The organism is Pseudomyxococcus flavus, from assembly GCF_050038885.1.
Taxonomy (GTDB): Bacteria; Myxococcota; Myxococcia; order Myxococcales; family Myxococcaceae; genus Myxococcus; species Myxococcus flavus.
Genome location: NZ_CP143624.1, coordinates 2845986 through 2870776, shown reverse-complemented (window position 1 = coordinate 2870776; position 24791 = coordinate 2845986). Strand labels below are relative to the sequence as shown.

Here is a 24791-nt window from a genome sequence, read left to right as displayed (position 1 = left end):
AGGGGCCTATTGGTGCGGGCGCCGCGCTCCACGGCGCCATGGAAGGAGGGAGGACAGCAGCAACAACAACAGGGGAACGGAGGTGCCGGCGGTGGCGCCGCAGCCGCTGGCCTTCGGCGCGGGGGGCGGCTCTTCGGGGGGGCCGCCCGCGTCCGGGGTGCCCGCGTCCGCCGTCCCCGCATCGGGCGTCCCCGCGTCGGGCGCCCCCGCGTCTGGAGGCGGCGGCGGTTCCTCCACGCCGCCATCCGGATAGAGCGGCGCGCCGAGCTGCTCCGCCAGCTGCGGCCAGCGGGCCGGGCACAGGTCCCTCACGGGCGTGCCGCGGGGACACAGCTGGGTGCCCTGGATTTCGTACAGGCCGAAGATGTGCTGCCAGGTGCTGCCCTGGTCCGTGCTGCGCGCCAGGGCCCAGTCGTGCAGCCAGGTGGAGCCACAGCCGTAGAGCGTCTCGCCGTCGCGCAGCACGCACGCGTTGCCGGTGGGCAGGGGCCGCTTCTCCAGCGGGCCGGTGCTCGGGCCCCGGAAGAAGTAGTTGAGGGTGCCCACCCAGGCGGTGGCGCCGTCGGCGGACAGGTCCATGTTGATGAAGGTGTCGTCCAGCACGGACACCTGCGTCAGCGTGCGGCCGCCGTCCTCGCTGCGCAGCAGGTGGGTGTAGCCCTGGGCGGACACGCGCGTCCACACGACGTCCACCGCGGCGGGGTCCACGGCCACCACCGTCAGCGCATAGGGGCGCAGCAGCTCTGGCAGCGCGTGAGGGAACTCCTGCCAGGTGAGGCCCGCGTCGTCGCTGCGCAGCAGCACCAGCTGGCTGTTCGCGACGCCGGACGCGTAGAGGCGCCGCGGGTCCACGGGCGACACGCGCACCGCGTTCAGCTCCAGCCCCTCGCGCAAGAGCGGCGTGGCGGCCCACGTCTCGCCACCATCTTCGGAGCGGTACACACCGTTGGCGATGCCAGGCCGGCCGGTGACGGCATAGAAGACGCGGTCATCGGTGGGGTGGGCCGCCAGCCCCGTCACCCAGGTCGACTTGAAGAAGGGGTGCGTGCGCCAGCTGCAGCCCTCGTCCGGCGAATGCAGGAGGGCGCTGCCGGTGGCGGCGAGGATGTCGCCCGTCTCCCGCCACAGGTAGGCCTCGGGGCGCCAGCCGCCATACCCCATGGCATCCGGGCACACCCAGCGCCACGTCTGGCCGCTGTCGCGGGAGATGACCGCGCCGAACGTCGTCCCGACGAAGAAGTCCTGGGGGTGGCCCCGGCGGATGGCGATGTTGGAGGTTTCCGGCAGACCCGCATGGGCATGCGCCATCCGCCCGGCCAGCCCGGCCAGGAGAGACGCGACGGCGCGCCAAGCAACCGCGTTGCGTGACTTCATCCAAAGGACCCCGGGAACGTCCGGCCCCCCCTTAACGTTCGCGCTGTCCGAGCATAGCGGCGGAATTCGCGGCCCGGGCCCGCATTCCGATTGAGCAGCCTGGCCGTCCTCGTTACCAGGAGGCCCCGCTATGGGAATGGAATACAGACAGCTTGGCGGCTCTGGCTTCAGGGTCCCGGTATTGACGCTCGGCACGGGGACGTTCGGTGGCCGGGGGGACTTCTTCAAGGCGTGGGGCAGCAGCGGGGTCGAGGAGGCCACGCGACTGGTGGACATCTGCCTGGACGCCGGGCTGAACATGTTCGACAGCGCGGACGGCTACTCGAAGGGCCTGGCGGAGGAGATTCTCGGCAAGGCCGTTGCCGGTCGCCGGGACAAGGTCATCATCTCCACGAAGGGCAGCTTCCGCTCGGGGGATGGGCCGAACGACGTGGGCTCCTCGCGCTTCCACCTCATCCGCGCGGTGGAGGCCAGCCTGAAGCGGCTGGGCACGGACTACATCGACCTGTACCAGCTCCACAGCTTCGATGCGCTCACGCCAGTCGAGGAGGCGCTGCGGGCGCTCGACGACCTCGTGCGCGCCGGCAAGATTCGCTACATCGGCGCGTCCAACTTCTCGGGCTGGCACCTGATGAAGTCGCTCGCCACCTCGGAGAAGTACGGCCTCGCGCGGCACGTGGCGCACCAGGCCTACTACTCGCTCGTGAGCCGCGAGTACGAGTGGGAGCTGATGCCGCTGGCGCTGGACCAGAAGGTGGGCACCGTGGTGTGGAGCCCGCTGGGCTGGGCCCGGCTGACGGGGAAGTTCCGCCGTGGGCAGCCGCGCCCCGAGGGCTCCCGCATGGAGGCCTCGTTCAACGCCCAGGGCGCGCCGCCCCTCTCCGAGGAGTACCTCTTCCGCGTGGTGGACGCGCTCGACGTCGTCGCCGAGGAGACGGGGAAGACGCTCCCGCAGATTGCCATCAACTGGCTGCTCCAGCGTCCGTCCGTGTCCACCATCATCATCGGCGCGCGCAACGAGGAGCAGCTGCGGCAGAACCTGGGCGCGGTGGGGTGGAACCTCTCCGCCGAGCAGGTGGCGCGGCTCGACGCGGCCAGCGCCGTGACGCCGACCTATCCGTACTGGCACCAGCGCGGCTTCGCGGAGCGCAATCCGTTCCCCACGAAGGTGGACTGAGCGCGCGGCCCGGGCGCGGACCGCTGGAAACACGACGCCCGGGCCTCCGTGGGGAGACCCGGGCGCGGTGAGGTCCGGACGTGCCGGAAGACTACATGGAGTAGCCGAGCGTCAGGCCAAACACCTGGGCCGTGCCGTTGTACGTGCCCGGCATGCCCGGCGCGGTGCTGTCCTTGTCGAACAGGTTGACGAACTGGTAGGCGGCGTCGACGCGCAGCGCGCCGAAGCTGTAGCCCACGCCCGCCGACAGGCCCAGGCGGTCCGCGTCCGGCAGGTCCGGCGTCAGCGTGTCATCCGGGCTGGGCGCCGGGTCCCACAGCACGCCCGCGCGCACCTGCAGCGCGTCCGTGATGCCGTACTCACCGCCGAGGTGGAAGTTCCACGTCGAGCGCCAGTTCTTGGGCAGCGGGTTGTTGATGGCCGGGTTGTCCGGGAACTCGATGGCGAGCTCCGGGAAGCTGGACCAGCCCACCCAGTTGGCGTCGAACGCCAGCGTCAGGCGCTCCAGCGGCGTGACGGCGATTCCTGCCACCACCGACTGCGGCAGCTTGACGTCACCCTCCACGCGGGTGTCCGGCAGGCGCCCCTGGAAGGCCGGCGGCACGTTCTGGAAGTCCGCGTCGCCCTTGAACGTCATGCTGATGGCGCTGCGGTACTGCACGCCCACCGTCACCAGCTTGGGCACCACCACGGCCTGGGCGCCGGCGTTGAAGCCGAAGCCCCAGCCCGCGCCGCCCAGGTGCACCTGGCCCTCGCTGGTGACGAAGCCCAGCGCGCGCTTCAGCTCCAGCGTGCCGCGGGTGATGTTGACGCCCGCGCCCAGGCGGAAGCGCTCGTGGACCTGGTACGCCACCGTGGGGTTGATGTTGTAGATGGACAGCGCGGACTCCTGGGCGCGGAAGCGGCCCACGAAGCCGTCTTCCCAGCGGCTGCTCGCGCCGAACGGCGTGTAGAAGCCCACACCGACCGCCAGCGAGTCCGTGGGCTTGTACACGGCGAACACGTGCGGCGGCGGAGACAGCGTCGTCTTCTGTCCCTGGACCGTGCCGTCCGTCGGCGTGAACTGCAGGCTGGGCAGGATGCCGGTGCCGCCGGCGGTGATGTCCAGCTTCTTCACGCCCAGGATGTTGGCCGCGTTGGAGTAGATGGCGGACGAGTCGTCCAGCCACGCCGCCGCCGCGTTGGCCATGCCCGTGGAGCGGGCGCTCTGCGTGTTCACCTGGAAGCCCGCGGCCTGGGAGGCCCCGGCGGCGAGCATCGTGATGAGGGAGAGTGTCTTCTTCATGGTGTTCGTTCTCTCTCGGGTGGCCATTACGGGGAGGGCGCGGTGCCCGTGTTCAGGAACTGGATGACCTGGTTCTGGGCCTCGTCACGCACGGCCTTGAGGACGCGGCTGGTCGTGGAGTTCGGGTCCAGCGACGGGTCCACGATGCCGAAGAAGGCGTGACGCACGTCCAGGGGGAGCGGGGTGTCGTCGGGCACCATGTACGACTGCACGGTGCGCGGCGTGGAGGCGTTGACCAGCGGGTGGTTGGCCGCGTCGATGAGCCCCTGGGTCACCGCGTTGGGGATGACCATGTCCCCGGAGATGTACTGGATGAAGGCCTCGCGGTTGGCGGGAGCCGACGGCGCGTTCTCCAGGTAGCGGCCGTAGTTGCGGGGCGAGGCCGGGTCCAGGATGGTGCGCGCCAGGGTGATGAACTCGTAGAACTCCGGCGTGCCCGGCGCGCGGCCGATGCCCGCCAGCGTCTGGAAGAAGCCCGTGCGGTAGCGCACGAACGTCGGGTCCGTGGCCGTCAGCAGGATGTCCACCAGGTCACCGCCCGGGGTGTTGAGCGCGGTGCGGCTCACCACGGGGGACACGGACGCGGACAGCGCGCCCTGGATGCCGCCCAGGCTCTGGCCCACGTAGTGGAACTGGCTGGTGTTGAGGGTGCCCGCGCCCATGGCGTTCAGGCGGCCATTGAGGCTGTCGGCGTCGAGCGCGCGCACGAACTGCGCGAAGTCCACCACGTGGTGGCGGAAGTTGTCGCGCGTGGCGAACAGGTTGACCAGGTTCAGGAAGCCGGAGGCGGAAGCGTACGGCGCCTGGTTGGGACCCGGGCGGGCGAAGTCGCCGCCCTCGCACACGCCCTCGGCGCTGCCCGGCGCCGCCAGGCAGCGGCCCAGGCCCTGGCTCGAGCAGAACAGGTCGCCGTGGACGGGCGCCGTGGGGGACACGTTGCAGGCCGGACGGGTGTTGGACACGCAGCGGCCGTAGGTGGCGCTGCCCGGCGTCACGTCGCAGGTGGAGCCGGTCTCGCAGGCCGCGTCCGGCGTGGTGGCGTAGAACTCGGGGGTGCCGTTGCGGTCCTCGTCGACGAAGATGGGGGACGCCTCGCTGACGCCCGCGCAGCTGGCGCGCTCACCGTGGAAGACGGTGTCGATGGCCGCCACGGCATAGCCCGCCGCGTTGAAGTTGTTGGCCACCGTCATGACGTTGGTGCGGTTGCCCGTCAGCCCGTGGCCGAAGACGACCACCGGGTAGCCCTCGGCGGGCGCGGCCCCGGCCGGCGTGAAGAGCATGAAGGGAACGCGGTCGATGCGCGGCTGGGCGCGGTTGAGCGTGCCCTGCACGTCATCCAGGAGGTAGGGCGTGTGGTAGGCGCCGATGAAGACATGGCCCACCGCGCCGGTGTCGAGCGTCAGGGCCTCCATCGTGCCCTTGATGGCGTCCGTCTGGTCCACCAGGTAGACGGGGTCGGCCGGCACCGCCGTGGGCGCCTCGTTCAGCCGCTCGAGGATGGAGCGCGTGCTCTGCGTGGTGAAGGCCCAGGCGAGGCTGATGTCCTTGCGCGGGATGCCGCCGGCCTCCAGGGCGTCGAACAGCGGCTTCAGGCCCTGGCGGGCCGGCTCCAGCTGGGCGGCCTGCTCGTCCGTCACGGCGGCCACCTGGCTCTTGCCATTGGCGTCCACCAGCGGGTTGGCCATGCGCATCAGCGCCTGGATGGCGTTGGGCGCCACGGTGCGGCCGTCCTCGTCCTTCATGCCGCGCAGCATGACCACGGCGTACTGGGTGCCCTCGTCCAGCGGCACCTCGGGGACGATCTGCAGCTGCTGCGGCGTGCCCTCCACGGGCGTCACGCCCTCGACCACGGGCTCGCAGTTGAAGCACATCTTCACCCGCGGCTCGGTGCCCGAGTCCCGGTTGGTGAGCTTGATGAAGCGCAGGTTGGTCTTCTGGTCAGCCGGCGTGCCCTCCGGGTCCGGGTCGAAGCCCACCTTCAGGCGGATGGTGGCGTCGTGCAGCTTGGAGCCCTGGTCGATGGGACCGCGGGTGGGGCTGTTCTCCGACACGATGGGCGCGGTGGTGGACCAGCCGTCCAGCGTGTTGAGGCCCGCGATGAGGCTCTGGGCGGGGCCCTCTCCGGGAGGAACCGGCAGGTTCAGGTGGGCCGGGGTCGTCTCGGTGGCCGGCACGCGCAGCAGGTCGTTGGGGAAGGGGATGACGCTGCCGGCCGGGTCGAAGGTGGCCTCCGGGTGGTCCATGATGGTGAAGGTCCACAGGAGGACGATGTCCTCGCGCTTCACGCTGAACTGCTCGGCCACCAGGTTCAGGAGGGGCGCGTAGCCGCGGCGCAGCTGCTCCAGCTGGAGGGCGCTCCTCGTCTGGTCCGCCAGGCGCGCAGCGGGGTCCGTCTCCGTGGAGGGGATGAGCTCGGTGGCCGTCTGGCAGTCGGGCGCCGTCAGGTCGTCGCAGGTGACCAGGGGCTCGGTGGAGCTGGCGAAGGCCCACGTGGCGGACGGGATGACCGGCTTGCCGGCCGTCGTCTTCACGCCGTTCTCACCACCGAGGATGGCCACCGCGTAGCGGCCGCCCTTGGGCCAGCCGGCGGGCTGCGGCGGGAGGATGGTGATGAGGTCGGTCTCTTCGTTGTACCGGATGGCGCTGGGCGTCGCCGGCTTCGCCAGCGGCGTCCCCGCATACGCGTCGATGAGCTTGACGGTGTTCTCGTTGACCGTGTCCGGGTTCAGGTCCCGGATGCGCGTCGTCACCGTGACAGTCGTGGGGAAGCCGTTGAGCGTGTTCACGTAGTCGCGCGTGAACTCCTGCTCCGCCGCCGAGGCCTGGGGGTTGATGGGCGCGTTGACCACGCCGTTGACGATGGCCAGGTCGTTGGGTGACGGGACGACGGGCGGAGACCCGGTGGGGTCGAACTCCGCGACGACCGAGTCTTCAGGGCTCCGCGGTGGGTCCTGGGCGATGTCGGGAGCACATGCCGAAGCGCCCAGGGCGAATGCCCCGAGGAACAACACCTTTCTCATGGGTACAACCCCCTCCAAGTCCGGGTTGGGATGGCTGGACTGGAAACGTACGTGGCCTACCACGTCCATGGGTTGGCAGGAAGCCAAGGGACTTGACGCGTTGTGTCAGTCAGGCCTTTGCGTGCGGGGTTGGGCGACCGTCTGTCTTTGACACGCCGCGCAGCGGCGGCCCGGTGTGTTCAGCTGTGACGGTCTGTCTTTGACACGCTGCGCAGCGGGCCCGGGTCGGTTACGTTCCGGACCATGAACCGACTCTTGGGTGTGCTGGTGGCTGCAGTGGCGATGGTGGCGCAGGCGGAGGACGCGGGGGGCCTGACGTGGACGGCGCCGACGGAGTGGGCGGTGCAGGGGCCCCGGCCGATGCGCGCGGCGACGTACAAGATTCCCGCGGCGAAGGGCGACACGGAGGGCGCCGAGCTGGCCGTCTTCTACTTCGGCCAGGGGCAGGGCGGCGCCGTGGACGCGAACGTGAAGCGCTGGGTGGGCCAGTTCCAGACGGCGGACGGCAAGCCCATCACGAAGGAGGCGAAGACGAAGACGGAGAAGGTCAACGGCATGCCGCTGACGATGGTGGACGTGAAGGGCACGTACACGGGCGGCGGGCCGATGATGGGCCCCTCCACGCCCAAGCCGGGCTACCGGCTGCTGGGCGCCATCGTCGAGGGCGCCCAGGGCGCCGTCTTCTTCAAGCTGACGGGCCCGGAGAAGACGGTGGCCGCTTCGGAGAAGTCCTTCCGCAAGCTGCTGGAGTCGGTGAAGAAGCAGTAGCCCGCGGCGCGCCCACGCGCGGTGGGCGCGTCAGGCTACTTCGTGCCGCGCGCGGGCTTCGCCTGGCCCTTGGGCGTGGCGGTGCCCGCGAGCGCGCGCTGCACCGCCGCCGCCGGCGTGCGCTTGGAGGGCAGGTCCGGCATGAGCAGCACCTCGATGCGCCGGTTGCGCGCGCGGCCCAGCGGGGTGGCGTTGCTGGCCACCGGCCGCATCTGGCCGTAGCCCGCCGCCACCAGGCGCCGCGCGGGCACGCCGCCAGTCTCCTGGAGGAAGCGCACCACGTTCACCGCGCGCGCCACCGACAGCTCCCAGTTGGAGGGGAAGGTGGCCTGCAGCTTCGGCGTCGGCGGCGAGTCATCCGTGTGGCCCGACACCTGGATGGACTTGTCCTCCACCTTCGACAGCACGCTGCCCAGCCGCGTCAGCACCTCCTGGCCGCGCGCGCTGATGCTCGCGTCGCCGGAGTCGAAGAGCACCTTGTCCACCAGGTCCACCTGGATGCGGCCCTCGGCCTGGGACAGGCGGATGGCGCCCTCGGCAATCTCCGCCTTCATCTTGTCCTCCAGGTCCTCGTAGGTGGCCTTCAGCTTGGCCAGCTCCGCCTCCTGCTCCTGCACCGTCTGGCTGAGCTGCGCCTTCTCCGTGCTGAGCTGGTCCTTCTCCGTGGCGAGCTGCGCGCGCTCGGCCTCCAGCGCCGCCAGCTTCTGCTCCAGCATCAGCCGCGCGGACTCCGCGTCCCGCGCGCGCGTGGCCGCGTCCACGGCCGCCTGGCGGGACTGCTCCGCCAGGGCCTCGGCCTGGCTCGTGCCACGGTGCGCGAGGAACAGCACGCCGCCCGACATCAGCACCACCAGCGCCGTCACCAGCCAGGGCACCCAGGGCCGTCCGTGCTGAGCGTTGCCGTGGTGCGTGGACTCCGTCATGTCGCGACCTCCGAGAGGGGACTGCAGGGGGAAGGGGCGTCACCGTAGCGAGACGGGCTGGGTGTGCCTCAAGGCGCCCCGGTGCGCGCAGGTGTCTGGCGGTGCAAGGTTGCAGCGGTGTCAGAAGAAGGCCGGGCGCTCCGCACGCCGCGTCGCTCGGCCCCCGGCCTCCGAGCGGAACGCGCGCCTGGGCGCGCTGCACCAGGCGGCGGGGATGGACAGGTTGCACGTGACACGTGAGGAGGCGCGCGGATGGGGCAGCTGATTGAAGGCAGGTGGCACACGGGCTGGTACGCGCCGGACGCGAAGGGGCGCTTCGAGCGCCCGCCCACCGTGTTCCGCGAGCGCGTGACGGCGGATGGCTCCAGCGGCTTCCCGGCCGAGCCGGGCCGCTATCACCTCTACATCTCCTACGCGTGTCCGTGGGCCAGCCGGGTGGCCATCATCCGCAAGCTGAAGAAGCTGGAGGACGTCATCGGCCTCACGGTGGTGGACCCGCGCATGGGCGACGACGGGTGGACCTTCGAGGGCTACCCGGGCTCGGACCCGGAGCCCTTCTACGGCTTCCGCTTCCTGCGCGAGCTCTACGTGAAGGCCCGCGCGGACTACACCGGCCGCGTCACCGTGCCGCTGCTCTGGGACCGGCAGCGCGAGACGGTGGTCAACAACGAGTCGCGCGAGCTCCTGCGGATGCTGGACACCGAGTTCGACGCGTACGGGGACGCGTCCGTGCAGCTGGCGCCGTCGCACCTGCGCGCGCAGGTGGACGCCACGCTGGACGCCATCTACCCGTCCATCAACAACGGCGTGTACCGCGCGGGCTTCGCGACGAGCCAGGAGGCCTACGAGGCCGCGTGCCGCGAGCTGTTCGCCGCGCTCGATGTCTGGGAGCAGGTGCTGGGCACGCGGCGCTACCTGTGCGGCGCCACGCTCACCGAGGCCGACGTGTGCCTCTACACCACGCTGGTGCGCTTCGACCTCGTGTACCACGCCCACTTCAAGTGCAACCTGCGGCGCATCCAGGACTATCCGAACCTGTGGGGCTACCTGAAGGACCTCTACCAGACGCCTGGCTTCACCGAGACGACGCAGCTGGACCACATCAAGCTGCACTACTACTGGAGCCAGACGACGGTGAACCCCACGCGCGTGGTGCCGCTGGGGCCCACGGTGCCGCTCGGGGAGCCTCATGACAGGGCCCGGCGCTTCGGATGACGGGTGGTGGACGGAGCGCCCGCCCGGAAGCTCCTCCAGCGAACACCCGTCCAGAGTGACTGGCGGCTGGCTGACGGCTGGAACCCGGGGGTGGGCTGCAATCCTACGCGGACGCCACAGCCTTTGAGCGGAGGCCCCCGGGCCTGGCGGCGTTCATTCATGGGGGCGGAGGAGGCGTGGCATGAAGGCAGTGGCGATCATCCTCGCTGCGGGAGAGGCCCGGCGGATGGCCCACCCCAAGGCGCTTATCGAGCACGAGGGAGGCAAGAGCTTCCTCCAGTCCCTGGCGTCCACCTTTGGCAAGGCGGGCGCGATGGTGCTCGGCGTGGTGGGGAAGGACTCCGAGGCCGTGCGCGAGCAGCATCCAGGGCTGGACCTGGTGGAGGCGGAGCGGTGGCAGGAAGGGCCCCTGCTCTCGGTGAAGGCGGGGCTCGACGCCGCGCTGGAGTCGGGGGCGGACGTCGTGCTGCTGCATCCGGTGGACATGCCGGCGCTGCGCGCGTCCACGCTCAAGTCGCTCCTGAAGATGGCGGGTGACTCGGACGAGCTGCTGCGGCCCGAGTTCGAGGGCGCGCCCGGCTGGCCGCTGGTGCTCTCCCGGAGCGCGGCGGAGCGGCTGCGCGCCGCGGAGGGCCCGCAGCTGGAGCCCGCGCTGGCGACGATGAAGGTGCGCCGCGTGCCGGTGAAGGACCCGGGCGTGGTGGTGAACATCAACACGCCCGAGACGTACGAGCGCCTGTTCGGCATGCAGCCGCGGCTGGCGCCCCCGCCCAAGCGGCGCGGCAAGCGCGGCGCGGGACAGGCGACGTCCAACGTGGCGGACCTGGGGAGCAGCTCGGCGCCCATGGCCGCGGCGTCCGAGGAGTAGCCCGCCCGGCGGGCCGTCTGGCTGGAGCCTTCCGTGCCGGGGCTCCAGCCGGTGCGCGGGGGGCCGCGCGTCAGAACGTGAAGCCGAGCCCCAGGTAGGGGCCATTGAGGCGCTCCTCGTGCTCTTCGCCATCCCGGTGGCCCGCGTCGTTGAGGTAGAGCGCGCGCCAGCCGCCGCGGAGGTTGAGCGAACCGACGTGCACGGCGAGGCCGGCCTGCGCGTCCACCTGCCGGTGCGGGAAGGGCACGGCCTGCACGCGCGCCTCGAGGTCCACCGGCGAGGGGCCGATGCAGGCCTCCACGGAGGCGCCGAAGCTGGGGCCCACGAAGATGATGTCCGGCGCGTGCGCGCTGGCGACACCGGCCTCCAGGCGCAGCCGGCCCCGCTGTCCCGCCCACAGCGCCGCGGAGGCGTGCGCGCTCAGCAGGGTGAGGCGCTCGGTGGTGTCCGAGCCATCCGCCGCGGGCAGCGCCATGCCGGTGATGCGCGCGTCCAGGCCCAGGCGCCGCCCGTCCATGGCCATGAAGAGGCCCATGGCGCCGCCCTCGCCGAGCCAGTCACCCTGCACGCCCAGGCGCACCAGCAGCGGCACCGTGTCCTCCTGCTCTCTCTCCACGCGGGACGCGCCCACGTAGCCGAAGCTCGGACGCGTGGCGGTCACGACGGCGCCCGCGACGATGTAGCTCGGCGGCAACCGGCGGACCCGCGCCGGCCGTCTTCGGGGCGCATCGTCTCCCCGCGGCAGGCGGCGCTGGCCAATGGCGCTGGCCGGGTGGGTGCGGCGCTGGGGGCGTGAGCCCTGGGGCTGACCAATGGCCCTGGCCGGATGCTCGCGGACGCTGGCGCCCCGAGACGACGGGGAAGCGGACGCCTGGCGTGAGCCGCCCTGGCTGCTGCTGGACGAAGCGCCGCGCTTGCCGAAGCGCGCCTCGGCGGGCGTCGGGCCCAGGGCGAGGACACCGGCCGCGAGCGCGGCGCACAGCACGGCCTGGGATGCGGGCAAGGTCCACTCCTCGTGGGGCTGGGGGAGGGTGGATTCAATCGCCTTCAGCCCCCCCGGGCCATGGGCCTCCGGGTGCGGCGTGCCGTCCGCCAGCGATACCTGTGCGGCGGCGGACACCGGGGCGCGGCGCGGCCGCCGGAAGTGCCATCCGGTGGAAGCTCGCGGCGCAGCGCGCCCGGTGCGAAGCGAGAAGGGGCCGCGCCGGGCTGTAATATCTGCACGCCCGGACCGTGCAGATGCTCATGCCTGGACAGAGAGCGGAATGCGGGGAAGTCCCTCGTGCCTGACAGGAAAAGAGGGGCTAGGGTGACGGGTGTGACTGGCTCCGGGGTGCAAGCGCAGGTCCTGATTGTGGAGGATGACCCGGACGTTCGGGGGGCCATGGCGGAGGCGCTTCACGACGAGGGCTTCGAGGTGTCCATGGCCATCAACGCCGTGGAGGCCCTCCGGGTACTCGCGGCGCTGGAGGCGGCCTGCCTCGTGCTGCTCGACTGGGAGATTCCGCGCGTGGATGGCCGCGGCCTGCTGGAGCGGCTGCGCCGGGACGAGCGCTTCGCCGGGACGCAGGTGGTGGTGATGTCGGCGGAGCCCGGGCCGGTGCCCTCGGGCGCGGTGGGCGTGCTGCGCAAGCCCGTGCGCCTGGAGGCGCTGCTGGAGGCGGTCCGGCGGCACTGCCCGGCCCACGGCGCGGTGCGGACGCCCGCGTGAGCCGCGCCCGCCGTCAGAGGGAGAGGCCCAGGCCGAAGAAGGGTCCGTGGAAGGTGTCGACGTTGGCGGTGCCGTCCCAGTTCACGTGGCCGGCGTCGTCCAGCACCATGGCGCGGTAGCCACCGCGCAGCACCACCGCGCCCAGGTGCAGGGCCAGCGCCGCGGTGGCGTCCACCTGCCGGTACGGGAAGGGGGTCACCTGCGCGCGGGCCTCCAGGTCCAGGGGCCCGGCGATGCAGGCCTCCAGGGACACGCCCATGCTGGGGCCGACGAACGAGGTGTCCGGCGCGTGCGCGGTGCTGACACCGGCCTCCGCGCGCAAGCGCGCACGCTCGTGAGAGATGAGCGCCCAGGTGAGGTGCGTCTGCGTCAGGGTGATGGTGTCCGAGCCGCTCGTCCCGTCATCGGTGGGCAGGCCCAGGCCCGTCGCCCGCAGGTCGATACCGAAGCGCCGTCCCTCCAGCCCGAGGAACACGTCCGCGCCCGCGCCCCCCTCGCCGACCGGCCCGCCCTGGAGGCCCAGGCGGAAGGACAGCGGCGCCGCGTGGCGGTCCCCGCGCAGCTCCGGCGTCACGCTCAGCCGGTGGTTGCCGGAGAGGAAGAGGGCGGTGAACCAGTGCACGGAGGCCGTGCTGGCGCCACCGCTCACGTACCGGCGGTTGCGCGAACGCGAGCGGCGGCGGGGCGCGTCGTCATCATCATCCGAGCCGATGGCGGAGGCGCCGTGCTCCTTGTCGTTCTTGTCCTTCTTGGAGTCGCTCTGGGAGGGCCGCGAGCGCTTACCGAAGCGAGCCTCGGCCGCCGTCGGACCCAGGCCCAGCCCGAGCGCGAGAAGGGCACACAGCACGGTCCGGATTGAGAACACGGGTCAGCTCCTGAAGGTGGGCCGCGGGGATGCGGCCGCCGGAGACCTGGACGCCCGGCGGCCGGCTTTATTCAAAAGCCGATTCCCGTCCCCCTCGAGCGCGCCTCACTGCGGCGGCGCCGGGCAGTTGGCCGGGTTGTTCAGGCACGCGTCCGTCTGGAGGCACTGGCCCGGGGACTTCTGGACCTTGCACGAGTCCGAGCACTTGGGCGGAGACGTGGAGAAGTCGCACGTCACCCCGCAGGTGGTCTGCGCCTTGGTGGAGAGGCCCTCGCAGGGCGAGCGCAGGAACACGGTGATGGGCTCGGGGTGGGTGATGCCGGCCGTGTCCGAGCAACCCTCGAAGTCGCCATCCCCCTCGACCATGGAGCCGTCGGACACCTTGCAGCGCGGCCTGCGGGGGTTGTAGCTGCCTGGCTCGCAGGGGCCCGCCGCGTGGGCCATGCAGCCCTGGATGTGCTCGCCGGAGATGCTGGCGTTGGCGCAGATGCGCGAGCGGAGGTGGCTGTCTCCGTCCACCCAGTCCCGGCCATGGCAGGCATGGACGTTGTCGTGCACCACGCCCTTGAAGCGCAGGTTCTTCAGCGTGACGTGGAAGTTGTCCGGATTCAGGAGGACCTCCACCGTCAGCCCGCGCGAGTCGAACATGTTCCCGTAGAAGGCGCCCTCCCGGAACGTGTACGCGCCGAAGGGCGCGGCGGGGTACGTCCCCACCGTGGCCACCGGCGCCACCCAGGAGCCGGGAATCGCGGCGCGGAAGTAGGGCGCGGACATGAGGCTGTATTGACCGCTCTCGGGGCACTTGAACTCCACGCTGGGCTCGATACCGCCGCAGGGGTTGTCCATCGTGTCCGCCAGGCGGTCCTTCCAGGCGCAGCCCCGTGGGTCCTCGCACACGCGCAGCACGCGGTCGCCAAAGATGCTGCCCAGCCGGCCGCTGCAGGTGCTCGGGTGGGGCGCGCCCGCGGCCACCGTCACCCGCTCGCCCGGGGCGCAGGTGCCCACGCTCTCTCCCAGCCAGCCACACTCGGCCTGCAGGCCCGCCTCATCCGTATGGCAGGGCAGGAACATGGGGCTCCACGCCCTGTCGTCGCCCGAGGGATTGAAGCGCTTCGGCTCGGAGGGGTCCTCGCCTCGCATGGACACCATCACCTTGCGCCCGAAGGCGTTGTTGCGCGCCAGGAGGCAGGCCGTCACGTAGCCCAGGCAGGACGGGCCCGGCTTGTCGCGCTCCCACTCCGGGCACAGCCCCACCTCGCCCTCGAAGGTGAACGTCTCGCCCGCGCGGCTGGTCCACGTCACGGCGGAGCCGGCCGGCAGGGCGCACTGGGTGAGGTACGTCATCACGCTGCGGGCGGGCGGGTGCTCCAGCGTGTGCCGCAGGCGGCTGTCCTTCGCGAACGCCTCGGTCCGCAGGGGCAGGGTGACGAGGGCGTCCAGCGCGGCCCGGTTGGTGGTGAGCGCGTTGAAGGCCAGCTCCTCGGCGCGGAGCGAGTTCAGGATGCGGATGCCAGGCTCCGCCCGGGCCGGGGCCGGGGGAGCCAGCACCGCCGTCAGGGCCAGGAGCGCGGCCAGCAGGGGCCGCGAGGATGCGCGGAGAACGAAGAGCGACATGGGACGTGGACCTCGGAGGAGAAGACGCGATGCCTCCGCCGGTAGCACGTCGCGGGCCGCGCCCTGTCGCCCGCGGTTCCGCGGGGTTGCGCGCGGCCGTGTCGCCTGGGGGGCCACGTCGCCCGCGGGCGGTGTGGACCCGGGGGCAACACGCCGTCAGCGCCGGCCCTGCTTCTTGGCCTTGGCCGCGCGCCGGGGCTCGGGATTGCCCGGGGGCGGTGGTGCCTGGAGGGCCGTGGTGCACGCGGCGGTGGCCGTCACGGCGGCGGCGTAGGCGGCGTGGTGTTGCTGCTCCAGCGTCCGCAGCCGGCGCGACATGGCCTCGCGAAGGGCCTGGAGCTCCGCGACGCGGGCCTCGGACTCGGCCGCCTCGCGCGTCAGCGCATCGTTGCGTTCCACCAGGGCGGAGATGGAGCGCGACCCGGCCCAGGCCCCCGTCGTGGCGAGCAACACCGCGCCCACCAGCAGGCCCCAAGGCAGCCACGCCCGGCGCGGGGGCGCCGACTCGTCTCGCTGCATCGCTTCCATTCCCGCGAGGTTAGCGGCTCCGACGGGGTAGGCTTCAAGGCGAGGACGTAGGCGCCGGCGGCACCTCCGCCAGGGGCAGCCGCAGCACGAAGCGCGCGCCGGGGCCCAGCGAGGGCGCCTCCAACGTCAGCTCGCCGCCGTGGGCGCGGGCAATCTGGCGGGAGATGTAGAGGCCCAGTCCCAGGCTGGCGCGGGCGTGCTCGCCGGTGGCGCGCTCGAAGCGCTCGAAGATGCGAGCAGCCGCTCCGGCGGGGATGCCGGGGCCCCAGTCGCGCACCGAGACGAGCGCGGCGCCGGCCTCGGCCTCCACGGACAGCTCCACGGGCTGGCCGGGGGCGTACTTCATCGCGTTGGACAGCAGGTTCATCAGCACCTGCTCCACCCGGAGTCGGTCCGCGTGGGCGATGACGGGGGCGCTCGCGTGCAGCACCGGCGCGCAGCCCGCCGCCACCAGCGCCTCGTCCATGCGCAGCACCAGTCGGTGCACCAGCGCGGACAGGTCCACCGGCTCGCGCTCCAGTGTCAGGCGGCCGGTGCTGATGCGCGCCACCTCGAACAGGTGCGTCACCAGGTGGGACAAGCGCTCCGTCTGGCGGTGCGCGCTGGCCAGGCTCTGCCGCAGCCGCTCCGGGGACGCCGCGACGCCCTTGTCGACGGTCCGCAGCAGCGAGGCGAGCTGGAGCTGGAGCGCGGACAGGGGCGTGCGCAGCTCGTGGGTGGCGATGGCGACGAACTCGTCGCGCGCGGCCACGGCGCGGGAGGCCTCGCGGTACAGCCAGGCGTTGTCCACCGCCAGCGCGGTGCGCGAGGCCAGGTCCTCCAGGAAGTCCAGGTCGCGGTCCCGGTAGCGCCTGTTCGGGTCCTGCGAGGCGACGCTGAGCACCCCCAGCGAGCGGCCTCGCGCCACCAGCGGCACGAACATCACCGAGCGCGCGCCCAGCGCCATCATCAGCCGCCGGTGCTCGGGCGTCAGCGAGAGGGCGTCCAGCCAGGCCGGGTCCACCTCCGCGGCGAGCACCGGGCGGCCCGTCTCCAGCACGCGCCGGATGGGCGAGTGCGAGCCGGGCGGCGGCGGATAGCGGAAGGCCTCCGCGAGGAGTTGCTGGGTGGCGGCGTCGCTGGCCAGCGCCTCCACGCGCTCCAGGCCCTGGCCGTCATCGGCGAGCACGTCCACGGTGCAGTAGTCCGCCAGCTTCCCACCCACCAGCAGCTGCGCGGCGGTGCGCAGCGTGGTGCGCCAGTCCAGCGAGTTCGACAGGCGCGCGGTGGCCTCGGCGAGGAAGCGCAGCCGCTCCTCCTCCACCTTCTGCGCCGTCACCTCCGATACGGTGGTGCCCACGCCCACCGTCGTGTCGTCGGCCATCACCGGGAAGTAGGTGACGCGGAAGTGGCGCTGCTGACCGTCGAGCACGTCCGTCATCAGCTGGTCCACCACCGGCATGCCGGTGTGCATCACCTCGCGCATCGCCGCCTCGACGGGCTCGGCGCGAGGCCCCACCAGCTCCGTCAGGGTGCGCCCCACCTGTTCTTCCGGCGTCACCCCGTTGAAGGCGGCCTGCATCGGGTTGGCGCGCACGCAGCGCAGGTCCCGGTCGAAGAGGGCCATGCCCACCGGCGCGGCATCCAGGAAGGCCCTCGCGCTCGCCAGCCGCGCTTCGTGCTGCCGCAGGGCCTCCTGCGCCTCGCGGTATTGGCGTGCGCTCGCCAGCGCGAGCGCCGCGCGATGGGCGAACGCCTCCGCCATCTCCAGCGGCGGCACGGTGTCGCCGCGGAAGGGCTCGCGGAAGACGAGGGTGAGCACACCGAGCCGCGACGCCTCCTTCCGCAGCGGCAGCACGAGGACGGAGTGGGGCGTGAGGTCGTCCAGGCCAGAAGGCGCCAGCGGGCTGCTCCCGGAAGCCACCCGCCAGCCCGGTGTGGGCGCGGCCATCCACAGCGAGCGCCCGTCCGCGAGCGCCTGCGCCCAGGCCGCGTGTTCCTCCCACGGCCTCGGCGGGGAGGGCGCCTGCTCCAGCCACTGTCGCCACGCGGGGACACGGGCGGCGTGCGCGCCCGGAACGCGCCGCGCGCCGTCCTCCAGGACATCCAGCAGGGCCATGTCCGCCCACGCCTGAACGGCCAGGTGGACCACGGTGGCGAGCGTCCGCTCCCAGTCCAGGCTCTCCGCGAGCAGCCGGCTGGCCTCGGCCAGGAAGGCCCACGTGCGCGCCGGGTCGGTGGTGGGCAGGGGGCGGGAGGGAGGCGGCTCGGACATGGGCATGGGGCTGCGGTCAGGCCCGTACGTTGGTCGCCTCACCTCCCGGATGACAACTCGAGGGGGCCGGGGAACGTCCGCGGGGTGATGCTCCAGGGACCGAGGTGCCCGGGCCGCCGGTGGCGCGTTGATGCAGGCGGGCTTGATTCGAGGGGCATGGGTGAGGCGTCATCCGGGCCCTTTCCTTCAACTTCGGGAGCCGGTGGTCTGATGGCGATTGCGTGCGTGGTGCTGGACTTCGACGGAACCTTCACGGACGTGGCGGCGGAGAGCGCGCCCTTCCTGCGCCACTTCCGGCAGGGATTGGCGGCCGCGCTGGGGGAGGATTTGGAGTCCGCGTGGGAGGAGGAAGTCGCCGCGTTGCGCGCGGGCGCGGACTCGCTGGGGTGGGATTTGGGCGGCCGGGTGGTGGCGCCCGCCACGGCGGACCCGTACCTGACGGCCACCTGCGCGGCCCACCGCCTCATGCAGCGCTTCGGGCAGGGCGAGGACGAGGCCCGCCGCTCCGAGGTGGTGCAGAAGCTCTACCGCGAGGCGTACGCGCACTCGGCCACGGCCTTCAAGCCGGAGGCAAAGGAGGTGCTGGAGGCGCTGGTGGCCACCGGCCTGCCGGTGACGGTGGTGACGAACGCGCACACCGACCTGGTGGAGAAGAAGCTGGACCAGCTGGCGCCCCAAGGCCGCGAGAAGCTCAAGGTGTCCGGGGACGCGCGCAAGTTCCTGCTGGACCCGCCGGACGCGCCGGATGCCCGCTTCACCGCGGTGCCGGAGACGCAGACGCTGGACGGCGTGCTGCGCCGCCCCGTCTACCTGCGCCGGGGCCGCTACTTCGAGGCCCTCAAGCGCGTCTGGGAGGCCACGGGCGCCTCGCCGGAAGAGACGCTGGTGGCCGGTGACATCTACGAGCTGGACCTGGCGCTGCCCGCCGCGCTGGGCGCGCACGTGCAGCTGGTGGCCCGCGACAACGTGCTGCCCTACGAGCTGAAGGCCGTGGAGCAGCTGGGGCCCCGCGGCGGCGTGGACCGCAGCCTGCACGCGGTGGTGCGGCGCCTGCGCTGAAGCCCGCGCCCGGAAAACACGAAGCCCCGCCTCCCGGTGAAGGGAGCGCGGGGCTCGCAAGTCACGTCTGGCTCAGGCCTAGGCCTTGGCGCCCGGCGTGGGCTGGAAGACCTCGTTGAACTCGGTGATGGCCTTGTTCAGCGCCGTCTTGATGTCGGCGGTCATCTCGCGCTTGGACGCCAGGTCCTTGGCGACGTTCGGGTGCTTGCCGTCGGCGAACTCCAGGAACTCGCGCATCCAGCGCACCACGTCGGACACCGGGATGTCGCGAATCCAGCCGCGCTTCTTGGGGTCGTCGCGGTTGGTGGCGGCGTAGATCTGCATGACCTGCTTCTCGACGGGCATGGGCTCGTACTGGCCCTGCTTGAGCAGCTCGACCATGCGGGCGCCGCGCGCCAGCGTCTCCTGGGTGGCCTTGTCGAGGTCGGAGCCGAACTGGGCGAAGGCGGCCAGCTCGCGGTACTGCGCCAGCTCCAGCTTCATGGTGCCGGCCACCTGCTTCATGGCCTTGATCTGCGCGGCCGAACCGACGCGGGACACGGAGAGGCCCACGTTGATGGCCGGGCGGACGCCGGCGAAGAAGAGGTCCGTCTCGAGGAAGATCTGCCCGTCGGTGATGGAGATGACGTTCGTCGGGATGTACGCCGACACGTCGCCGGCCTGCGTCTCGATGATGGGGAGCGCGGTGAGCGAACCGGCGCCCTGCTCGTCGGACAGCTTGGCGGCGCGCTCCAGCAGGCGGCTGTGCACGTAGAACACGTCACCGGGGTACGCCTCGCGGCCCGGCGGACGGCGCAGCAGCAGCGACAGCTGGCGGTACGCCACGGCCTGCTTGGACAGGTCGTCGTACACGATGAGCGCGTGCATCTTGTTGTCGCGGAAGTACTCGCCCATGGCCACGCCGGCGTACGGCGCGAAGAACTGCATGGGGGCCGGGTCGGAGGCGTTGGACGCCACCACCGTGGTGTACTCCATGGCGCCGTAGCGGGTCAGCTTCTCCACCACCTGGGCCACCGTCGACTGCTTCTGGCCGATGGCCACGTAGATGCAGTAAACGTTCAGGCCCTTCTGGTTGATGATGGTGTCGATGGCGACGGCCGTCTTGCCCGTCTGGCGGTCACCGATGATGAGCTCGCGCTGACCGCGGCCCACCGGCACCAGCGCGTCCAGCGCCTTGATGCCCGTCTGCAGGGGCTCGTGCACGCTCTTGCGGGACACGATGCCGGGCGCCTTCACCTCCAGGCGGCGCGTCTCGGTGGCGTTGATGGGGCCCTTGCCGTCCAGCGGCTTGCCGAGCGGGTCCACCACGCGGCCGAGCAGCTCCTTGCCCACGGGCACGGAGGCAATCTGCTGGGTGCGCTTGACGGTGTCGCCCTCGCGGATGGACTGGAAGTCGCCCATGATGGCGACGCCGACGTTGTCCTCCTCGAGGTTGAGCACGAGGCCCTGCACGCCGTTGGCGAACTCCACGAGCTCGCCGGCGAGCGCGCCCTCGAGGCCGTAGATGCGCGCGATACCGTCACCGACGGACAGCACGGTGCCCGTCTCCGCGACGGTGACCTTCTTCCCGTAGTCCTTGATCTGCTCCCGGATGATTCTGCTGATCTCGTCGGCGCGGATTTCCATGGGCGTCTTGCGTCCTTGCACAGGGGCGGCCGACGTGGGGCAGGCCGCCGAAACCTTGAAGTCGGGGCCCCTTACCACGCACACCCCCCCGCTGCAATGCGCTCGGCACCGGCGGTACGGCCTGGAGGAGGACACCCGTTCAGGAGTGGGACAGGCGGCGGCGGGAAAGCATTTCCAGGGCGTACCCGGGGCCGCTCTCGGGGCGCCCCTGGCTACTCTGGGGCATCAGCAGCCGTTGCGGTGGCGCTCAGCGCGCCGTCTCGCGGGGCAGCCAGGCGATGAACCGCACGCCGCCCTGGGTGCAGGACTCCACCGCCAGCTTCCCCCCGTGCGCCGTGGCGATCTGCCGGGCGAGGTACAGGCCCAGGCCCAGGCCCTCCGGAGGGGCGGCGCGCTCCCTGCGGAAGGGCTCGAAGAGGGAGGCGTGCTCCTCGGCGGCCACCTTCAACCCGTGGCTGTGCACGCACAGCGTGACGCCGCCCACCGTGCCCGCCAGGCGCAGCGCCACCGGGGCGTCCACCGGGCCCTGGTGCAGCACGGTGCCCAGCAGGTGGTCCGCCAGCTGCGCCAGCCGCGAGGTGTCCCAGTGGCCGCGCAGATCGCCCTCCGTCTCCACGAGGAGCGTCCGCTGCGGGTGCTGCCTCCGGCGCTCCTCCACCACGTGCGCCAGCACCGCGTCCAGCACCGCGGGCTCCGGCCGCAGCACCAGCCCGCCCGCCAGCCGCGCGCGGGTGAAGTCCATCAGCTCGTGGAGCATCCGCTCCATGCGGCGGGCGGCCTGGGCCACCTGGCCCACCAGCGTGCGCTGGGGCTCCTGCAGCCCGTCCAGGTGCTGCAGCGAGCGGGTCCCCTGCTGGATGGCCTGGAGCGGGCCCCGCAGCTCGGTGTTCACCACGCCCAGCAGCTGGTTGCGGAACTGCTCGGTGTGGGCGGTGCGCTCCTCCGCGGCCTTGCGGCCGCTGAGGTCCCAGACGGCGGCGAGCCGCACCTGGCGGCCCTCCCACGTCACGAAGCGCCCCAGCACCTCGATGGGCAGGCGCGTGCCGTCGCGGCGCAGCACCACGACTTCATACGGCGTCTCCAGCCCGCGGCTCAGCACCAGCCCCACCTGGGAGCGGAACTCCGGGGCCACGTAGTCCGCCAGGTGGCGGCCGATCAGCTCCGAAGGCGTCGAGTAGCCCAGCAGCTGCGTCACCGCGCGGTTGGCGTCCAGCACGATGCCGTTGTCGTGCAGGAAGTGCCCGTCGCACGCCACGTCCGCCAGGCTGCGCATGTGCGACTCGCGCGCGCGCAGCCGCTGCTCCTCCAGGACCCGCTCCGTCTCGTCACGCACCCACAGCGCCACGCCCGCGAGCGCGCCGCCATGGAGGGCGGGCGACAGGCCCACGCGCAGGTGCCGCTCACCCGCGGACGGCGCCAGCACGCCCCGCAGGGGCGCCTCCGCCACGTCCTCGCCCGCGAGCGCGCGGGCCAGCAGCGGTGACAGCGCCTGCGCCACCTGCGGCCACAGCTCCGCCAGCGGGCGGCCCAGGTGCGCGCGCGGCTCCAGTCCGGAGAGCGCCGCCAGCGCGGCGTTCACCCACAGCGGCCGGAGCTCCCGGTCCAGCAGGGCCACGCCACACCCCGCCGCCTGGAGGAGCGCGCCGAGGAAGGGGCGAACCTCCTCGGGTGCCGCCAGCCAGGACGGACCTTCGGATAACCGGTGGGGTAGGGACTGCGCCATGTTCAGGTCGCCCGGGGTGGCACGGGTTTGTCCCGCGACACCCCCGACTATACCGCTGTCAGGGCCTACAGGGAATACCGGTTAGCCCTGGACTGCGGGGTGATGCGGACGACCTGGAACGTTGGTTGCCGGGCGTGCGGCCGGGCTCAGCGCTGCTTCAGCTCGCGGCGCATCTCCTCGAGCTGGGTGCGGATGCTGCCGTCGTAGAGGATGCTGCCCACCTGCGCGGCCACGCCGCCCAGGAGGCTGGGGTCCACGCGCGTCTCCAGCAGGACGTTGCGCTGGGTGAGCTGCTGGAGCGTCTGCTGGAGCTGGGCCAGGGCGTCCGCGGGCAGCGGCGCGGCGCTGGTGACATGACCCCGCACGCGGCCGGCGCGGGCGTCCGCCATGTCACGGAAGAGGCGGGCGATGTCGCCCAGGTAACCCAGCCGGTTGCGGTCCACCAGCAGGCGGAGGGTGTTGGCCAGCGTCGGCTCCACCCCGCCGGGGATGGCCTTCATCACCGACTCCACCACGTGGAGGCGCTGCTCGCGGGTGTAGGCGGGGTTGACGAGCACGTCGGTCAGCTCGGCGTTCTTCGCGATGACATCGGCGAGAGCGGTGAGCTGCTCGGCGACGGCGTCAGTGCGGCCCGCCTCCGTAGCGACATCGAGGAGGGCGCGGGCGTAGCGGCGGGCAATCGACACGTTCACCATGGCGGTCGCGCCCTTAGCACGGGGGCCACGGCCGGGCAACGTCCGTGGCGGACAGGGGGCCTGGAGGCGTCCGCATGCCCGGCGCCCCGGCCTGTGGGGCGGGAAAGCGACGCTTATCGGCAGGCGGGCGCGGGAAGGGGACTTGGCGAGGTGGCGTGAACGCCCGTAGGGTGGTGTCCTCCTGGCCCCTCATGCACGACCCTGTCATCGGCATCGACCTGGGTACCACCAACAGCGCCGTGGCGACCGTGGAAGACGGTCGCCCGCGCCTGATTCCCGCGCGCGCGGGTGGCCGGTTGACGCCGTCCACCCTGGGCGTGAACAAAGCCGGTGAGCGCGTGGTGGGCGTCGCCGCGCAGGCCCTGGCCGAGGAGCATCCAGACTCCGTGGTGTGGGCCACCAAGCGCTTCCTGGGGCGCCGCTACACGCCGGAGCTGGTGCAGGAGGCGAAGGCGCTGGTGCCGTATCCGCTGGTGGCCGGGCCCTCGGGCGACGTGCGCGTGCGGCTGGCGGGGCGGGTGATGCCCGTCACGCAGGTGTCCGCGATGATTCTGGGCGAGCTGGCCCTGGACGCGCAGGCGCACTTCGGGCGCCCCGTCACCAAGTGCGTCATCACCGTCCCGGCCAACTTCGACGACAACCAGCGGCAGGCCACGCGCGAGGCGGCGAACATCGCCGGGCTGGACGTGGTGCGGCTGGTGAACGAGCCCACCGCCGCGGCGCTGGCGTATGGCCTGTCGCGCGGCTTCGAGGGCAACGCGCTGGTGTTCGACCTGGGCGGTGGCACCTTCGATGTGTCCATCCTCGAGGTGAAGGCCGGCGTCTTCGAGGTGCGCGCCACCGGCGGCGACCCGAAGCTGGGCGGCGAGGACTTCGACCAGCGCATCGTCCAGTGGCTGCTGGCCCAGGTGGACGACGAGCTCCGCCACGTGGTGTCGCAGGACGCGCAGAGCCTGCGCCGGCTGAAGGTGGCCGCCGAGTCCGCCAAGCGCGAGCTGACCGACAAGGAAGAGGCCTCCATCTACGTCGCCGGGCTGGGAGACCACTCCGCCCCGGGCAAGCGCATGGTGGAGCTGGAGACGGTGCTGACGCGCTCCTTCTTCGAGACGCTGTCCGAGCCGCTGTCGCGCCGCTGCCTGGAGGTCTGCGAGTCGGTGATGCGCGAGGCGAAGATGGACCCGCACGCGGTGGACGCGGTGCTGCTGGTGGGCGGCATGACGCGCGTGCCGCTGGTGCGGCGGCTGGTGGCGGACTTCTTCGGCCGCGCGCCCTCCACGGACGTGCACCCGGACGAGGCCGTCGCGCTGGGCGCCGCGGTGCAGGCCGACGAGCTCATCCGCCAGTCCGGCCAGGCGCTGCTCCTGGACGTGGCCAGCCAGAGCCTGGGCGTGGGCGTCATGGGCGGGCGCGTGAAGCGGCTCATCCCCAAGAACACCGGCGTGCCGGTGGTGGCGCGCGACATCTTCTACCCCGGCAGCTCCGGCCAGCAGGAAGCGCGCATCCCCGTGTACCAGGGCGAGAGCGAGTTCCAGGACGAGAACTACAAGCTGGGCGAGGTGGTGCTGAAGCGCCTCCACGTCGCCGCGCGCGGGGACGTGCCCCTGGAGGTCGTCTTCGAGCTGTCCAGCGAGGCGATTCTCTCCGTCAAGGCCACGGACCTGACCACCGGCAACATGGAGGCCGTCCGGCTGGAGGCCCGTGCGGGGTTGCCCCACGGCGAGGCGGAGAAGCTGGGCGCGGAGCAGGCCAGCTACGCGCGCTCGCAGGGCGTGGTGGACGCCAAGCGCGCCGAGGAGCTGTTCCGCAAGCTGCTGGAGCGCGGCGAGAAGCTGGCGCGGCTGCTCCAGCGCAGCGCGCAGGAGAACCCCAGCCCCGAGGCCGAGGCCACCCTGGGCACCGTGCAGCGCCTGCTGGACGGTGGCCGCAGCGCGCTGGACAGCGGCAACACCGCGCAGTGCGCCGTCATCGCCCGTCAGCTCACCCGGCTGTTGTCCGGCCGCCAGGAGCCGCGCGCCTGAGCGTCCATCCCCGAACGGTGGCCCCCGGCGCCCGTGGCCGCGGCCCCACTTTCCGCCTATCCGTGAAC

The 24791-nt window shown here is 72.1% G+C and carries 19 protein-coding genes; 7 read left to right on the top strand and 12 right to left on the bottom strand.

The window, feature by feature from the left end; all coding sequences use genetic code 11:
- Nucleotides 1-6: 6 nt before the first annotated feature.
- Nucleotides 7-1374: a WD40/YVTN/BNR-like repeat-containing protein gene (locus tag VZL07_RS12085; RefSeq protein WP_426755656.1), complete on the bottom strand. Its 1368-nt coding sequence runs from the start codon at nucleotides 1372-1374 to the stop codon at nucleotides 7-9.
- 136 nt (nucleotides 1375-1510) lie between these two features.
- On the opposite strand from VZL07_RS12085, the gene VZL07_RS12080 reads away from it, so the two are divergent.
- The gene (locus tag VZL07_RS12080) at nucleotides 1511-2551 is read left to right on the top strand and encodes an aldo/keto reductase (protein WP_426755655.1); all 1041 of its coding nucleotides are present in this window, start codon (nucleotides 1511-1513) and stop codon (nucleotides 2549-2551) included.
- 91 nt (nucleotides 2552-2642) lie between these two features.
- Here the strand turns inward: VZL07_RS12080 and VZL07_RS12075 are convergent, their stop codons facing one another.
- Both VZL07_RS12075 and VZL07_RS12070 read right to left on the bottom strand, forming a co-directional pair.
- Nucleotides 2643-3836: an OmpP1/FadL family transporter gene (locus tag VZL07_RS12075; protein ID WP_426755654.1), complete on the bottom strand. Its 1194-nt coding sequence runs from the start codon at nucleotides 3834-3836 to the stop codon at nucleotides 2643-2645.
- 26 nt (nucleotides 3837-3862) lie between these two features.
- Nucleotides 3863-6856: a hypothetical protein gene (locus VZL07_RS12070; protein WP_426755653.1), complete on the bottom strand. Its 2994-nt coding sequence runs from the start codon at nucleotides 6854-6856 to the stop codon at nucleotides 3863-3865.
- A gap of 243 nt (nucleotides 6857-7099) precedes the next feature.
- On the opposite strand from VZL07_RS12070, the gene VZL07_RS12065 reads away from it, so the two are divergent.
- A complete protein-coding gene (locus VZL07_RS12065) occupies nucleotides 7100-7624 on the top strand; it encodes a hypothetical protein (RefSeq protein WP_426755652.1) in 525 nt (174 codons plus the stop codon).
- 35 nt (nucleotides 7625-7659) lie between these two features.
- Here the strand turns inward: VZL07_RS12065 and VZL07_RS12060 are convergent, their stop codons facing one another.
- Nucleotides 7660-8547, bottom strand: coding sequence for an OmpA family protein (locus VZL07_RS12060; RefSeq protein WP_426755651.1), 888 nt, complete (start codon nucleotides 8545-8547; stop codon nucleotides 7660-7662).
- 252 nt (nucleotides 8548-8799) lie between these two features.
- Between VZL07_RS12060 and VZL07_RS12055 the strand changes: the two genes are divergently transcribed.
- Nucleotides 8800-9762 carry a glutathione S-transferase family protein gene (locus VZL07_RS12055; RefSeq protein ID WP_426755650.1) on the top strand — a complete coding sequence of 321 codons (963 nt, stop codon included), beginning with the start codon at nucleotides 8800-8802 and terminating at the stop codon, nucleotides 9760-9762.
- A gap of 181 nt (nucleotides 9763-9943) precedes the next feature.
- The gene (locus tag VZL07_RS12050; protein WP_426755649.1) at nucleotides 9944-10630 is read left to right on the top strand and encodes a nucleotidyltransferase family protein; all 687 of its coding nucleotides are present in this window, start codon (nucleotides 9944-9946) and stop codon (nucleotides 10628-10630) included.
- 70 nt (nucleotides 10631-10700) lie between these two features.
- Here the strand turns inward: VZL07_RS12050 and VZL07_RS12045 are convergent, their stop codons facing one another.
- Nucleotides 10701-11750 (bottom strand): hypothetical protein, encoded by a 1050-nt coding sequence (locus tag VZL07_RS12045; protein ID WP_426755648.1) that lies wholly within the window; start codon nucleotides 11748-11750, stop codon nucleotides 10701-10703.
- 189 nt (nucleotides 11751-11939) lie between these two features.
- On the opposite strand from VZL07_RS12045, the gene VZL07_RS12040 reads away from it, so the two are divergent.
- Nucleotides 11940-12341, top strand: a complete 402-nt coding sequence (locus VZL07_RS12040) for a response regulator (protein ID WP_426755647.1) — start codon at nucleotides 11940-11942, stop codon at nucleotides 12339-12341.
- A 13-nt stretch (nucleotides 12342-12354) separates the two neighbouring features.
- Here VZL07_RS12040 and VZL07_RS12035 read toward each other — a convergent pair whose 3' ends face one another.
- The 4 genes from VZL07_RS12035 to VZL07_RS12020 form a co-directional block, all read right to left on the bottom strand.
- Nucleotides 12355-13206 (bottom strand): hypothetical protein, encoded by an 852-nt coding sequence (locus tag VZL07_RS12035; RefSeq protein ID WP_426755646.1) that lies wholly within the window; start codon nucleotides 13204-13206, stop codon nucleotides 12355-12357.
- 105 nt (nucleotides 13207-13311) lie between these two features.
- On the bottom strand, nucleotides 13312-14820 hold the full coding sequence (locus tag VZL07_RS12030) for a hypothetical protein (protein ID WP_426755645.1): 1509 nt from the start codon (nucleotides 14818-14820) through the stop codon (nucleotides 13312-13314).
- 156 nt (nucleotides 14821-14976) lie between these two features.
- Nucleotides 14977-15339, bottom strand: coding sequence for a hypothetical protein (locus tag VZL07_RS12025; protein WP_426755644.1), 363 nt, complete (start codon nucleotides 15337-15339; stop codon nucleotides 14977-14979).
- A gap of 43 nt (nucleotides 15340-15382) precedes the next feature.
- Nucleotides 15383-17602: an ATP-binding protein gene (locus VZL07_RS12020; RefSeq protein WP_426755643.1), complete on the bottom strand. Its 2220-nt coding sequence runs from the start codon at nucleotides 17600-17602 to the stop codon at nucleotides 15383-15385.
- 210 nt (nucleotides 17603-17812) lie between these two features.
- Between VZL07_RS12020 and VZL07_RS12015 the strand changes: the two genes are divergently transcribed.
- Nucleotides 17813-18661, top strand: a complete 849-nt coding sequence (locus VZL07_RS12015; RefSeq protein WP_426755642.1) for an HAD family hydrolase — start codon at nucleotides 17813-17815, stop codon at nucleotides 18659-18661.
- Between the two features lie 78 nt (nucleotides 18662-18739).
- On the opposite strand, the gene atpA is transcribed toward VZL07_RS12015, so the two are convergent.
- The 3 genes from atpA to atpH all read right to left on the bottom strand — a co-directional run bounded on the left by atpA (nucleotide 18740) and on the right by atpH (nucleotide 22705).
- Nucleotides 18740-20287: a F0F1 ATP synthase subunit alpha gene (gene atpA / locus VZL07_RS12010; protein WP_426755641.1), complete on the bottom strand. Its 1548-nt coding sequence runs from the start codon at nucleotides 20285-20287 to the stop codon at nucleotides 18740-18742.
- A 247-nt stretch (nucleotides 20288-20534) separates the two neighbouring features.
- The gene (locus VZL07_RS12005; protein WP_426755640.1) at nucleotides 20535-22010 is read right to left on the bottom strand and encodes a PAS domain-containing sensor histidine kinase; all 1476 of its coding nucleotides are present in this window, start codon (nucleotides 22008-22010) and stop codon (nucleotides 20535-20537) included.
- Between the two features lie 146 nt (nucleotides 22011-22156).
- Nucleotides 22157-22705 (bottom strand): ATP synthase F1 subunit delta, encoded by a 549-nt coding sequence (gene atpH, locus VZL07_RS12000; protein WP_426755639.1) that lies wholly within the window; start codon nucleotides 22703-22705, stop codon nucleotides 22157-22159.
- A 191-nt stretch (nucleotides 22706-22896) separates the two neighbouring features.
- Here atpH and VZL07_RS11995 point away from each other — a divergent pair, with 191 nt between their 5' ends.
- Nucleotides 22897-24723, top strand: coding sequence for an Hsp70 family protein (locus VZL07_RS11995; protein ID WP_426755638.1), 1827 nt, complete (start codon nucleotides 22897-22899; stop codon nucleotides 24721-24723).
- Nucleotides 24724-24791 lie beyond the last annotated feature (68 nt).

Excerpts from the sequence above, each read along its gene's own strand:
- VZL07_RS12085 (WP_426755656.1), bottom strand. The coding sequence starts at position 1,374 with ATGAAGTCACGCAACGCGGTTGCTTGGCGCGCCGTCGCGTCTCTCCTG.
- VZL07_RS12080 (WP_426755655.1), top strand. The coding sequence starts at position 1,511 with ATGGAATACAGACAGCTTGGCGGCTCTGGCTTCAGGGTCCCGGTATTG.
- VZL07_RS12075 (WP_426755654.1), bottom strand. The coding sequence starts at position 3,836 with ATGAAGAAGACACTCTCCCTCATCACGATGCTCGCCGCCGGGGCCTCC.
- VZL07_RS12070 (WP_426755653.1), bottom strand. The coding sequence starts at position 6,856 with ATGAGAAAGGTGTTGTTCCTCGGGGCATTCGCCCTGGGCGCTTCGGCA.
- VZL07_RS12065 (WP_426755652.1), top strand. The coding sequence starts at position 7,100 with ATGAACCGACTCTTGGGTGTGCTGGTGGCTGCAGTGGCGATGGTGGCG.
- VZL07_RS12060 (WP_426755651.1), bottom strand. The coding sequence starts at position 8,547 with ATGACGGAGTCCACGCACCACGGCAACGCTCAGCACGGACGGCCCTGG.
- VZL07_RS12055 (WP_426755650.1), top strand. The coding sequence starts at position 8,800 with ATGGGGCAGCTGATTGAAGGCAGGTGGCACACGGGCTGGTACGCGCCG.
- VZL07_RS12050 (WP_426755649.1), top strand. The coding sequence starts at position 9,944 with ATGAAGGCAGTGGCGATCATCCTCGCTGCGGGAGAGGCCCGGCGGATG.
- VZL07_RS12030 (WP_426755645.1), bottom strand. The coding sequence starts at position 14,820 with ATGTCGCTCTTCGTTCTCCGCGCATCCTCGCGGCCCCTGCTGGCCGCG.
- VZL07_RS12025 (WP_426755644.1), bottom strand. The coding sequence starts at position 15,339 with ATGCAGCGAGACGAGTCGGCGCCCCCGCGCCGGGCGTGGCTGCCTTGG.
- VZL07_RS12020 (WP_426755643.1), bottom strand. The coding sequence starts at position 17,602 with ATGTCCGAGCCGCCTCCCTCCCGCCCCCTGCCCACCACCGACCCGGCG.
- VZL07_RS12015 (WP_426755642.1), top strand. The coding sequence starts at position 17,813 with ATGGCGATTGCGTGCGTGGTGCTGGACTTCGACGGAACCTTCACGGAC.
- atpA (WP_426755641.1), bottom strand. The coding sequence starts at position 20,287 with ATGGAAATCCGCGCCGACGAGATCAGCAGAATCATCCGGGAGCAGATC.
- VZL07_RS12005 (WP_426755640.1), bottom strand. The coding sequence starts at position 22,010 with ATGGCGCAGTCCCTACCCCACCGGTTATCCGAAGGTCCGTCCTGGCTG.
- atpH (WP_426755639.1), bottom strand. The coding sequence starts at position 22,705 with ATGGTGAACGTGTCGATTGCCCGCCGCTACGCCCGCGCCCTCCTCGAT.
- VZL07_RS11995 (WP_426755638.1), top strand. The coding sequence starts at position 22,897 with ATGCACGACCCTGTCATCGGCATCGACCTGGGTACCACCAACAGCGCC.